This window comes from Priestia sp. JNUCC 25 (assembly GCF_053667915.1).
The window spans coordinates 919,224-932,283 of the sequence record NZ_CM132211.1; the positions used below are offsets into that span (position 1 = coordinate 919,224).

Genomic DNA, 13,060 nt, shown 5'->3' on the forward strand with positions numbered 1-13,060 from the left:
ATAAAGAAGATAACAGGACATTTTGCTTATTGGGAAGAAAAAATAATGAGTGAAAAAAGAATCATTTTAAAGTAAAATCATTGGAGGAAAAGTATGGTTAAAAAGGAATTGCTTTTCATTTTAAAAAAACATACTTAAAATAAAAGTAAGAAAATATTTCATTTACTTACAAAATATTATAAAAAATGGATGGAGTAATATGGGGTAAGTGTTAACTATATCGAACAAAGGGTGTATAAGATGGATAAATATCAAATTGCATTATTAGCTAATGTGCGTAAGCAGCTGCAAGAGTGGACCGATCAAAATGAAGAAATACCTCATGAAGAAGTGTACCGCTTTTTGCATTCAATTTCTGGAACGTCTGCAACCATTGGACTGAATTATTTAGGAGATCGTTCCCGCGAGTTAATGGAAGCTGTTGAAAAAAATCAGAAAAAAACCTGGAATTACGCGGAGTTGAATACATTTTTATTAGATATTATTAAAATTTGTTATCAAGATGAAATTCAATCCGTAGAAGATATAAATAAACCGATAGAAATTAGTGAACAAACAGCTAATGTTTTACTTGTGGATGATGATCTTTCAATGCTGATGTATTTAAAAGAACAGTTTGAAAAACAAGGGTGGTACGTATTAGCAACTGCCTCTAAAGAAAAAGCCATTACGGCTTTTTACGAATTAAAGCCGGATTGTTTTGTTGTTGATGTACATATGAAAGACTGTACAGGCTTTGACATTCTTTCATTTTTACGTGATAAAACAAAGCAACTGTTCGTCCCCATTGTCATGATGAGCGTTGATAATCAAAGAGAGACGCGTTTGAAGGCTTTTAAATTAGGGGCCGATGATTTTTTTGTTAAACCTCTCGATATGGAAGAAAGTCTACTTCGAATTGGTCACCATATTGAACGAAAGCAGATGTTTAACTCCTATTTAATGTTTGATGAATTAACAGGAGCCTATAACCGAACGTATTTAAAAGAAATCTACAGTCAGCAGCTATCCAGCTACGACCGCTTAAAAGATCCTTTTTGTTTAGCGATTTTAGATTTAGATTTCTTTAAGAGAATAAACGATCAATATGGACATCTTATGGGAGACCGTGTGCTGCAAGCATTTGTAGAGTATATGAAGCATGAAATTCGTCCAACAGATCACATTTTTAGATATGGAGGCGAAGAATTTATTCTTTTACTGCCAAAAACCAATATAAAAGAGGCAGAAACAGTATTAAATAGACTGTTGGATTTGTTTGTGAAAAAAGTGTTCACACATCAAAGCAATTCGTTTTATTGCAGCTTTTCCGGCGGAGTTGTAGAAGTTCATAACACTGAATGGCCGTTAGAAAAAGCTCTTCATCAAGCTGATGAGGCATTATATATAGCGAAGGAATCAGGACGTCAAAAAATTGTAGCTTCTTCTCAAAGCAAGCTGGTCAAAAAGCGAACGCTTCGTATGGCTATTATTGATGATGATTCTATCATTCGAACGATGCTGAAAGAGCTTTTAAGTAAGATTGATGTAGGAGATCGCTATGAAGTGAAAATAGAAGTGTTTAAAGATGGCATCGAATTTTTTGAGTCCCAATGGATTCATTCTAGCGATCAGTACTTTGTTATTTTAGACGGAATGATGCCTAAGATGGATGGCTTAGAAGTGCTGCAAAAATTAAGACAGCATAAACGTCACGATCAGTACACGGTTATTATGCTTACATCAAGAAACAGCGAACAAGATATTCAAAGAGCATTAGAACTTGGGGCAGACGATTACATGACAAAGCCATTTAAGTTAATGGAGCTTGAAGCGCGCGTGCGTCATTTAATGAAGAAGGTGAAATAAATGGCGATGTCAATTCAAGTGGTATATGTCTTATTTGGCGGATTGCTATTGCTTTTAGTCTGTTTTCTGAGTTATTTACTTATTCAAAAAGCGCGTTTAAACGCTTTTCGAGCAAAAGTAGAATCCTATAAAGATAGTATGAAAGAATCTCTTTTTATTTATTTATACAGAAAAGATGAAGAACATCGGGTAGAGCCTAAAAATAAAATAGAGCTGGCGGGCGTAGAGGAACTATTGAGCAGTTTTTCTGCAGCTGTGCAAGGCGATGAAATTCTAAATAACATCACGCTCTATGCGGAGAAGGTTTTTACACCCAAATATAAAAAAGAGCTGCATCATTCTAGATGGAGTGTCAGAATGAATGCCCTTTATGCTATCGAAGACTTTGGTCTAACTACGCTAACACACCAATTAGTAGAAATGTATGAGAAAAAAAATAGTACAGCGGCTGAAAAAAATCAAATTTTAAAAATTTTAGTTAAGCTGAACCGCCCTGAGTTTGTTGTGTACATGACGAACGCTTCTAGACCGCTGTCTGAATTTATGTACCGCTCTTTGTTTGGAACTATGAACAGTGAGCAGTTTCAGCAATTTATTAATAAATTTGAACATCTACAAGAAGAAATTCAGCTGCCTCTTATCGATATGATAGGTATCAATCATAAGTTAGAGTATATAGATTTCTTAAAAATGCACATGAAAAGTTCATCAGAAGAACTGCGAATTCGTTCGTTGAAATCACTTAATGCTTTATCTTTTCCATTAAGAATAGAGGAGCTCACGAAACATCTTCAGTCAGGTATTTGGCAAGAAAGAATGATGGCTACAAAACTAATAGGCAAAACGAGAGATGAAAAGGGATTGTCACTTCTTGAGCAGTCGCTAAAAGATTCTCATTTTCTTGTGCGTTCGAATGCTGCTCAGTCAATGATGAAAATCCCAACAGGTAAAGAATATTTAGTTCATGTATACAAAACGACCGATGACAAGTTTTCGAAAGATATGGCAGCAGAATGGCTTGAAAAAGGAGGAGTTACGGTTGTGGAATAGTGTTTGGCATCTTTTATTGTCTATTTGCGGATGGGCTGTATTTGCTTATATGATTTTTGTGCTTTGTTTTTATTTTATGATGTTTATCATCTCTGCTTTTCAACTGCGAAAGCAATATCAATTAAATGATGAAGAACCTTATGAAGATTTGCTTGCGGTTAGCTATACAACACCGTTATCTATATTAGTTCCCGCTTATAACGAATCTGTCGGGATTATTGGAAGCGTGCGTTCGCTGCTTGGAATTGAATATCCGGAATATGAAGTAATTGTAGTAAACGACGGATCTTCAGATGATACGTTAGAAAAGCTAATCGAGGAGTTTTCTCTTGTGAAAATGAATCGAGTTGTGAGAAAGCAAGTAGAGACGAAAGAAGTAAAAGCTGTATATCGTTCTAAATTATACGATTATTTATATGTAGTCGATAAACAAAATGGGGGAAAGTCAGATGCATTAAATGCAGGAATTAATTTATCCAACTATCCTTATTTTTGTTCGATCGATGGCGATTCAGTGTTAGAAAGAGATGCTTTTTTAAAAGTTATGAAGCCAATTATTGATTCAGACGGAGAAGTAATTGCTTCAGGGGGAAGTATTCGAATTGCAAACGGATGTAAAATCGAAAACGGTGCGGTCGTATCGATTGGACTTGATACGCAGCCGCTTGTTGTGATGCAGATTATTGAATATTTACGTGCCTTTCTTATGGGGCGCATTGGTCTCAGTCGCCATAATTTATTACTTATTGTGTCAGGAGCATTTGGCGTATTTTCTAAACGCTGGGTGATTGAGGCTGGGGGTTATTCTCATACAGTCGGCGAAGACATGGAACTTGTTGTTCGCCTGCACCGATTGATTAAACAGAAAAAAACCAACAATCAAATTGTTTATATTCCAGATCCCGTATGCTGGACAGAGGCACCCGATGAAATCAAATATTTGCGAAGACAGCGGAACCGCTGGCACCGCGGTTTATTTGATAGTCTTTGGAAGCATAAAGAGATGCTGTTTAATCCGAGATACGGAAGTATCGGAATGATTTCTATGCCTTATTTTGTGTTTATTGAACTAATCGGTCCGGTCATGGAAATGTTAGGCTATTTGTTTATTGTTATTTCTCTAGTTGTAGGCGGGATTTATGTAGAATTTGCTTATTTGCTTTTTCTCTTGATGGTTGTATATGGTTCTCTTTATTCGATGGCGGCCGTTTTGCTAGAAGAGTGGAGCCTTCGCAAATATCCAAGAGTATCCGATATTGCTAAGCTATTTGTCTTTTCCCTGACTGAATCCTTTTGGTATCGCCCTCTAACTGTTATATGGCGCTGTCATGGATTGTTGGATGTTATTCGCAATAAAAAAGGCTGGGGAGACATGCAGCGAAAAGGAGTTTCACAATGAAAAAATGGTTGTTAATTGGCGGCATTATTTTGGTTATGGCAGTAACGGCTTCTCCATTTCTTATTTGGCAGCTAAAGAAACCAACTGATTTGAATATGCTTGTCATTGATAAAACAGTGCCGGATCAAACGTTTCGAGAGCATCAAGGTTTAATGTGGATGCTGAATCAAGCGAAAGTACGCAAAGACGGGAAGCCTTATAAAATCTCAAAAGATTATGCAGGGTTTTACCCAAAAGGAGATAAAACATACAGCATTAAATCTCTGCCAAAAACAAACTCTGCAGATATGATTTATATCACGGACACGTATGGCGTATACAAAGAAGATTTAGGCGTAAAAGCTAAAAGAGGAGATCGCTCTCAATTGGTGTATGGTGGCATGACTTCTGAAGACGTGAGCTACGTTAAGAAAGCTCTAAATGGACGTACAAAAACGCTGATTGGAGAGTTTAATACATTTGGGAGTCCTACTTCTTTAGACGTTCGCAAAGAATTGTATGAATTGTACAATGTTACGTGGTCCGGCTGGATTGGACGCTATTTTGAGGAATTCGGCAGTGAAGAAGTTCCTGCTTGGGTGAAAAGTGCTTACAAAAAGCAGTACAACAAAGAGTGGAGCCTTACAGGAAAAGGCTTATTATTCGTTAATGAATCCAATAAGCTCGTTATTATAACGGAAAAAGAATTAAAAGAAAATCCAGTATGGTTTCAATACACAAAACAAGGAAAGAAAACATTGAATTTACAGGATGAATCTGCTTATCAATATTGGTTTGACGTAATTGCACCGCAGCAAAAAAGTGATGTGCAGGCTCAGTTTGTCTTTCACTTGGATTCTGAAGGGAAAAACAAGCTAAAGGAAAATGGTATTCCTTTGTCCATACCAGCAGTCATTCATCATAATAAAGAGCGATATGATACCTATTACTTTGCAGGAGATTTTGCAGATCAAGGAGAAATACCTTCCATTTATCAAACCTCTTTTTACCCGCTGTGGAAGAAATGGACAGAGAAAATCGGAAAAGAAGATGAGTCTTCTTTTTACTGGACTGTTTACCTGCCTCTTATGAATAAGATCATAGATCAACAGCAAAATGAATCGCAGCCTGCTTCTGTTACTTTTAATAAAAATATGGAAATCTATGAAGATGCTGACCTTAAAGTAGCAGGGAAAGTAGGAAAAGATTATTTGCAAATTTATCAAAACGGCAAGTGGCAAGATGTGCTGATTAAAGGAGTAAATATGGGCATTAGTAAGCCAGGCCATTTCCCTGGTGAGACTGCTATTTCGAAAGAAGAATATTTGCGCTGGTTTAAAGAAATTGGAAAGATGAATGCAAACTCAATCCGCGTATACACCATTCATCCTCCCGCCTTTTATGAAGCGCTTGCTGAGTATAACCAAAAAGCCAAAGAACCCATTTATCTTTTTCATGGGGTATGGGTGAATGAAGAAGTTTTCTATGATTCACAAGATGCTTTTGCAAAGGAAAATACAAAAGAATTTGAAGCTGAAATGAAAAGGATTGTAAACGTTATTCACGGAAATGCAACACTGCCAAAACGGACAGGACATGCAAGCGGAACGTATACAGCAGACGTGTCTCCTTATGTTTTAGGCTGGATTATAGGAGTTGAATGGGATCCCACGGTAGCCCTTTCGACAAATGAAAAACATAAAGGAATGAAAGATTTTAAAGGGCAGTACATCTATACCGAAAAAGGCAATCCCTTTGAAATTTGGCTTGCTCAGCTTATGGAAAAAACAATTTCCTATGAGCAGGATAAATATGATTGGCAGCGGCCTATGAGCTTTACGAACTGGGTGACGACGGATTTGCTTACTCATCCATATGAGCCTTCTGAAGACGAAGATAAAGTGTCTGTTAATCCTAATTTAATTCACACAACTAAAAAATTTGAGCCGGGCTTATTTGCCTCTTATCATATTTATCCGTACTATCCTGATTTCTTAAACTATGAACCTCGTTATCTCGCTTATCGAGATCATCGAGGAGAGAAAAATAACTACGCAGGCTATTTGCAAAATATGAAAGAAGTTCATCATATGCCCGTTCTTGTTGCTGAATTTGGCATTCCGGCTTCGCGAGGACTCACCCATAGAAACGTATACGGGTGGGATCAAGGCTTTCATACGGAACAAGAACAAGGAAAGATTCTGTCACGCTTATACGAAGACATTGTTGAAGAAAAAATGGCTGGCGGTATGGTCTTTACATGGCAAGATGAATGGTTTAAGCGAACGTGGAATACGATGGAGTACGACAATCCGAACCGCAGGCCATTTTGGACGAATTTGCAAACGGGAGAGCAACATTTTGGATTGCTGAGTTTTGATCCAGGAACGAAGCTGAAAGTCAAAGTAGACGGTAAATCAGATGATTGGAAAAAGCTGAACAGCAAGTCGGTATATAAGCCGTCTAAGAAGTTAAAAGCATTGAACATTACAAGTGATGAAGGTTATCTATATCTACACGTGAGTGCAAAAAAACTGGAAAATCAAAAGCTTTATTTCTTGTTTAACACGATTAACAATCAGGGACAGTCAAAGATTCCTCAAATCCCTTCCTTAAAAACAAAAGGAATTGATTTTGTAGCAGAATTAAACGGAAAAGAAGACAGTCATTTATGGATAGACAGCTATTACGATACGTATTATTTTTCATATGCTCATCAGCTCCAAATGATTCCCGCGGTAAAAGGAACCGATACAAAAGACAACGGCATGTTTAATCCAATCAGGCTCGCCCTTAACAAAGAGTTAGCGATTGGAGAGGGGAAAAACAAGAGAACCATTCCTTTTGACGCCTATGAAACAGGGAAGCTCCAAGAAGGAAACAGCGATCCTAACTCTTCTTCATTTGATTCGCTAGCAGATTTTAAAGTGAATGAATCAAATGGAATTGCTGAACTTCGCATTCCCTGGGCGCTTTTAAATGTAAAAGACCCGAGTCAAAAAGAAATAATGGGAGATATTTGGTCCAAAAAAGGATTAGAATCCAGCGAGAAAATAAAAGGAATTCAAGTGGGAGTCGTAGCTGTTAATAAGAAGAGCAATGACGTAGAAGATACGTTTCCGACTCAGAAAAAAGGCGAACTTTTATTAAAAGATTTTTACTTATACAAGTGGAAAAATTGGGAGTATCCAACTTTTCACGAACGAATAAAGCCGTCCTACTTCATATTGCAAAAAACGTATGGACGACTACAAGCGGAGGAATAACAATGGCAAAAATTTTATTAGCGGAAGATGAAGAAGTGCTTCGTATGTTAGTGGTAGATACGCTTGAAGATGAAGGACATGATGTGACGGAAGCAGAAAATGGCGAAGAAGCTTTGGAATTTATTAAAGAACGTGATTTTGACTTAATTATTTTGGATTATATGATGCCCGTGTTCACCGGGCTTGAAGTCATTCAGCAGCTGAAAGAAATGAAAGATAAGCGCCATACAAAAGTATTGATGCTTTCAGCTAAGAGTCAAGCTGCTGATCAAAGCCGAGTGTTAGAAGCAGGGGCTGCGTATTTTATGTCTAAGCCGTTTAGTCCCCTATTACTAGCTGAACGTGTCGAGGAAATTTTAGATGAACAATAAACTAAAACGAAAAAGTATCTCAACCCAGTTCATCCTCTTAGCAAGTATCCTTTTACTTGCTTTTGCGGCGGGTTCAACTGTACTTGTTGTACGGCAAAAAGAAATTACAGCTGATTATGCCCAGTACAGGGCACAAGTACGGGAAAAGGCACAGCTGCTATCTACAATTGATAAATCAATGAACAAGGCTTTTTTGCAGGCTCGTGGGTTTATTGCGTTTGATTCAGAGGATATGTATAACGAGGCTGCAAGTCAGCAAAAAATTATCGAAGAAAATCTTGACCGAATTTCAGGTCTAGCCGCAGATAGACGTGAGCGTACGTTTGTAAATGAAGCGACGGTGATGCTAAACACGTATTTTAATCAAACGCTTCCTTATTTTAAAGATATTTACGACAAAAAAGGTATTGAAGGAGTCCGCTCTAGTCCTGAGCGGAAGGCTGCTTCTAAATCAATAGAACAAATGCAAAAAGAACTTGATGACTACCAAAATGAATTAACTAAAGACTTAAATACACAGTACGATGATACGTCGAGTGACATGCAGAAAAGTCAAACATTCTTTATTTTATTTTTAGCGTTTACAGTGGTCATTTTATTATTGCTTACACGGGTACTGCTAAATAAGTTTGTAAAGCCACTGAGTCAGCTAGCATATACCGCAAGCGAAATTGCTGCCGGAAAAGAAATGCCTATGACATTTGATGAACATAGAAGAGATGAAATTGGTATGCTATCGCAAGCCTTTTACAAAATGGTATCGACTTTGCAAAATAATGAACAGGAGTTAACGGCTCAAAATGAGGAGCTGATTGCACAGCAAGATGAATTGCACAGTCAGCAAGATGAACTTCAGCACGCATTAGAATTGACAAAGGAACGAGAAGGGGAGTTAGAATTGCGCAATTTATTTGTGCATGGACTAACAAATTCTCTTCACAAGCAAGAGGTTCTCACGAGTGCTGTCACAAACATGAGCCGGGTGATGAAAGCTGATCACGGGTTTATTATGCTAGCCGATGAAAAGACACATGCTTCATTTGGTCTATCTTCATCAAGTGTTCAACAGATGGTGGCAAATCTTCATAATGATTACGTTGATCATGTGCAGAAGACGAAAAAATGTATGGTAGTAAAAAGAGAGTGTATAGAACATGAGCGCCTATATCATCAGCAAACGTTTTATTTGTATGATGTTATCGTACCGGTGCTGTCTTCACAGGGAGATATGCTAGCCTATATGTTTTACAGCCGCTACGCTGATGAATACACAGACCATGAATTACAGACATTTGAAATACTGGCCAAACAAATCACGATTGCTCTTGAAAAAATTTATATTTACGAAGAGTCTGAGCATGACCGATTGCTATCTCAAGATATTTTAAATTCGATTCAAGAAGGAATGCAGCTTGTAGATACAAGCGGTACGATTCTACAAGTGAATACGAAGATTAGCGAATTGTTTCAATATGAGCATCAAAGCGGGCTTCTTCAGCTCTCTCTCGATCAATGGCTAGATGCTCTCTCTCAAAAAGTCGAAAATATACAGCAGCTGAGACAATACGTTGAAGCCATTTGTAAGGGAGAGCAAGTAGAAAAGTCTTTTGTTTATTACCTGTACACGGAAGGTAAGCGAAAAGTTATAAAAGTTTATAGTGAATACGTATATCGAAACCGTCAGATGTTTGGCGTATTGTTCGTTCATCGGGATATTACGAAAGAATTTGAAGTTGATCAGATGAAGTCGGAATTTGTAAGTACTGTGAGTCACGAGCTGCGCACACCTTTAGCAAGTGTATTAGGGTTCACTGAGCTTATGCTAAACAAAACATTAAAAGAAGAAAGACAGAAGAAGTACTTAACTACTATTTATCAGGAAGCACAGCGGTTAACGTCTTTAATCAACGATTTTCTGGACGTCCAAAGAATGGAAGCGGGGAAACAAACCTACGACAAAAAGTATCAAGACATTCTGCCGCTTATTAAGCAGGTGATTGAGGTCCAGAAAATACAAACAAGTAAGCATGAATTTGATATGATTTCCGATCAAGAGCATTTTACAGTAATGGGAGATAAAGATAAGCTGCTGCAATTGTTTAATAATGTAATTAGCAATGCAGTGAAATATTCCCCCGATGGAGGGAACGTTACAGTTAAAGTATATCAAAAGGAACACGCTGTTTATATTGATATTCAAGATGAAGGAATTGGTATACCAAGTGAAGCGCTAGGTCAATTGTTTACCAAATTCTACAGAGTAGATAACTCCGATATGCGCAAAATTGGCGGAACAGGTCTAGGATTAGCAATTGTAAAGGAAATTGTAAAAGCTCATGGTGGAGACATTACTGTACAATCGGAATGGAAAAAAGGAACAACATTCACGGTTGTTCTCCCGCTTCTATATGAAGTTCAGTACGATGAAGAGATGATAAGTACGAATGATAACCGTAAAAGCGTAGTGATTGTAGAAGATGATAAAAGTTTAGCGACGCTTTTACAGGTAGAATTAAAAGAAAGCGGTTTTCACGTTCGGTATTTTAACAACGGAGAAGACGCATTAAACTCTATTCATCAGCAAAAGCCTGAAGTGGTTGTTCTAGATATTATGTTGGGAGAAAATAAGTTAGACGGCTGGGATGTTTTAAGACAGCTCAAAGAAAATACAGAGACAGAAAAAATTCCTATTTTAATCTCATCCGCTTTAGACGAAAGAAGCAAAGGGTTAGAGCTTGGAGTGTGTGAGTTTCTGATTAAACCCTATCAGCCTAGTAAATTATCCAAAACGATTCTCCAGCTGCTTTTGAAAAAACAAGAGCACGAAGGAGAAATTATGATTCCATCAGATAAAGAAGAGTAGAAATTTGGTGAGGCTTCGTTATATTTGCGGAGTCTCATTAAACGAAAAGAAAATTAGCAAAGTAATATAAAAAAATATTGAAAACGCTATCAAAATGTGGTTTTATAGAAAGTAGGCATAACATGATGACCTTAGAATTACCTTTTTCCACCTCCTTACATGCGTAAGGAGGCTTTTTTGTATAAATATAGTAAGATAAGATAACAAAACCTGATGCAGAATCGTTTATTGAATTTCAGCTAGTTAAGAAACTGCTCAAGAAAGTTTGATAGTGAAAGGAGTGAAGCTCTGGAAATCATTTCACAAAGGGAGGATAGTCTATCCTAGAAGTGAAGGTAGTTCAATTTTTATAATCATAGTATAATAAAAAATACGGTTATAAAAGTTGTGTTTGTTATACATCTTTTATATAGAAGGTAAGATTGAATTTTATATTTGCTTAAAGGAGGTCTTTCCTTGGATATTGCGTATATAATTGCTGAAGAAAGAATTAGACAAGCAATAAAAGACGGTGACTTTGATAAGCTGCCTGGGGAAGGAAAACCATTAAAGTTAGAAGATTTGTCACACATACCTGAAGAACTGCGCCAAGCGTATAGGATATTAAAAAATGCAAACATGATAACGGATGAACAAGAGCTAAAACGAGATATGGCTACAATAGAAGAATTGATTTCTATATGCACGGATGCTAATGAAGAACAAAGGCTAACAGAGATGCTTACGGAAAAGCGTTTGCGCTTTGAGCAGCTCGTTGGCAAGAAAAAGATGACAAGTTCTGCAGCTTACAGGACGTATCAGAATAAAATTTACTCCAAATTTTTTTATTAATGAGTGTAATGAACGAGACGATCGGAGGGTGAGAACTTGCGGCTGTTAATTTTATTGATCAGTATCATACTATTTATTTCGCTTTGTTTTTATATTTTTGCCCCACAAATAAAACGAGGTGCCCAATCGAAAAATGTGCCGGTTTTATTTATTCATGGCTATTTAGGCAGTCAAAAAAGCTTAGGGAAAATGATTAAACGATTTGAACAAAACGGATGGGGAACTAAAGTAGGTTACTGCGTTGTTCAAAAAGATGGAGCTATTCAGTGGAAGCATATTATGAAAGCAAAAGAGGGAAAACTTCCGCTTATTCATATCGTTTTTAAAAAGCCAGATGCCAGTATTGCACAGCAGCAAAAATGGATTGAAGCTATTATGCAAGATGTACGTGATACATATAAAGCATCTTCTGTTGATTTAGTTGGACATAGTATGGGAGGAGTAACAGCAGCAGCTGTTAGTTTGTCTAACCCTCAGTATATTCAAAAGTTAGTTACGTTAGGATCGCCAATTCAAGGATTAGATTATCAGGAATTAATGGAGATGTATCCTCATGCACGCAATCATATTGAATCTATGGGTGCTCGTGATTTAGCTTTTCACTCTATAGCGTTAAACAAGCTGTACGAAAGTCGTCAAGATTTCTCAAAAGAAATCGACGTTTTTTCAGGAGCAGGAGATGTGGGAGATAAGACAGATGGAGTGGTAACAGTAGAAAGTGCGTACGGGCTGCAAGAGTTCACCGAACACATTCATCTCCAAACGTTTCATGAAGCACATTCAGATTTACATGAAAGCTCAGAGGTTGATAAAGCTGTCTATCAATTTTTAAAACGGGATTAAAGGGGGATTACGATGCTTTACTTAATTAGGCACGGCCAAACAGATTGGAATAAAAACAAACTTATTCAAGGGCATGCTGATATTCCGCTCAACGAAGCGGGAAAGCAACAAGCTAAACGCGTAGCGGAACGTTTTCGAGATATCCATATTGATGTAATCTATACAAGCGATTTGCTTCGTGCGCAGGAGACGGCTAGGGAAATTGCAGCAGCTGCTAAAGTAGAGAAAGTCGAGGTTTGTGAGCAGCTGCGTGAGCGCTCTTTTGGAGAACTAGAATCAAAGAACGTAGAAGTTCTGCATGAGCTTGTGCCAAACTATGCGACAAATTGGGGAGAAGAACCTTTATATAATATCGAAACACTCGAAGCCGCTCAAGAACGGATGGTTCAGCGGTTAACGGAAATTATGAAGAAGTCTATCGGAAAGAAAGTAGCAGTTGTTAGTCACGGGGCGGCAATTAATACATTCATTCATCATGTAACAAGCGGAGAACAAGGAACAGGGACTACTATTTTACAAAATACATCGATTACAACTTTTGCTTATGAAAGTGGAAAATGGCGCCTTGAAACGATTAATGATGCCAAACATCTTGAATAAATATACTTAA

Annotated in this window: 9 protein-coding genes; all 9 read left to right on the forward strand. The window is 37.4% G+C overall.

The window, feature by feature from the left end; genetic code table 11:
* The first annotated feature begins 240 nt into the window (after positions 1-240).
* The 9 genes from JNUCC25_RS04805 to JNUCC25_RS04845 all read left to right on the forward strand — a co-directional run bounded on the left by JNUCC25_RS04805 (position 241) and on the right by JNUCC25_RS04845 (position 13,050).
* Positions 241-1,848: a GGDEF domain-containing response regulator gene (locus tag JNUCC25_RS04805; protein ID WP_029324879.1), complete on the forward strand. Its 1,608-nt coding sequence runs from the start codon at positions 241-243 to the stop codon at positions 1,846-1,848.
* The gene (locus tag JNUCC25_RS04810) at positions 1,849-2,898 is read left to right on the forward strand and encodes a HEAT repeat domain-containing protein (RefSeq protein WP_013055644.1); all 1,050 of its coding nucleotides are present in this window, start codon (positions 1,849-1,851) and stop codon (positions 2,896-2,898) included.
* Positions 2,888-4,297: a glycosyltransferase family 2 protein gene (locus tag JNUCC25_RS04815; RefSeq protein WP_013055645.1), complete on the forward strand. Its 1,410-nt coding sequence runs from the start codon at positions 2,888-2,890 to the stop codon at positions 4,295-4,297. Before JNUCC25_RS04810 ends, JNUCC25_RS04815 begins: the two co-directional genes overlap by 11 nt.
* On the forward strand, positions 4,294-7,542 hold the full coding sequence (locus JNUCC25_RS04820; RefSeq protein ID WP_029324882.1) for a hypothetical protein: 3,249 nt from the start codon (positions 4,294-4,296) through the stop codon (positions 7,540-7,542). The genes JNUCC25_RS04815 and JNUCC25_RS04820 overlap by 4 nt, the downstream gene beginning before the upstream one ends.
* Positions 7,543-7,544: 2 nt before the next feature.
* Positions 7,545-7,913, forward strand: a complete 369-nt coding sequence (locus JNUCC25_RS04825) for a response regulator transcription factor (protein WP_013055647.1) — start codon at positions 7,545-7,547, stop codon at positions 7,911-7,913.
* Entirely contained in the window at positions 7,903-10,776 is a 2,874-nt protein-coding gene (locus tag JNUCC25_RS04830) for an ATP-binding protein (RefSeq protein WP_064471347.1), read from the forward strand. Before JNUCC25_RS04825 ends, JNUCC25_RS04830 begins: the two co-directional genes overlap by 11 nt.
* 456 nt (positions 10,777-11,232) lie before the next feature.
* Positions 11,233-11,607: a DnaJ family domain-containing protein gene (locus JNUCC25_RS04835; RefSeq protein WP_028407648.1), complete on the forward strand. Its 375-nt coding sequence runs from the start codon at positions 11,233-11,235 to the stop codon at positions 11,605-11,607.
* Positions 11,608-11,643: 36 nt separating this feature from the next.
* Complete coding sequence (locus JNUCC25_RS04840; protein WP_013081956.1) at positions 11,644-12,450, forward strand: alpha/beta fold hydrolase; 807 nt, start codon at positions 11,644-11,646, stop codon at positions 12,448-12,450.
* Between the two features lie 12 nt (positions 12,451-12,462).
* On the forward strand, positions 12,463-13,050 hold the full coding sequence (locus JNUCC25_RS04845; RefSeq protein WP_029324886.1) for a histidine phosphatase family protein: 588 nt from the start codon (positions 12,463-12,465) through the stop codon (positions 13,048-13,050).
* Positions 13,051-13,060 lie beyond the last annotated feature (10 nt).

Bases quoted from the DNA above. Each gene is read 5' to 3' on its own strand.
- JNUCC25_RS04805 (WP_029324879.1), top strand. From the start codon at position 241: ATGGATAAATATCAAATTGCATTATTAGCTAATGTGCGTAAGCAGCTG.
- JNUCC25_RS04810 (WP_013055644.1), top strand. From the start codon at position 1,849: ATGGCGATGTCAATTCAAGTGGTATATGTCTTATTTGGCGGATTGCTA.
- JNUCC25_RS04820 (WP_029324882.1), top strand. From the start codon at position 4,294: ATGAAAAAATGGTTGTTAATTGGCGGCATTATTTTGGTTATGGCAGTA.
- JNUCC25_RS04825 (WP_013055647.1), top strand. From the start codon at position 7,545: ATGGCAAAAATTTTATTAGCGGAAGATGAAGAAGTGCTTCGTATGTTA.
- JNUCC25_RS04830 (WP_064471347.1), top strand. From the start codon at position 7,903: ATGAACAATAAACTAAAACGAAAAAGTATCTCAACCCAGTTCATCCTC.
- JNUCC25_RS04845 (WP_029324886.1), top strand. From the start codon at position 12,463: ATGCTTTACTTAATTAGGCACGGCCAAACAGATTGGAATAAAAACAAA.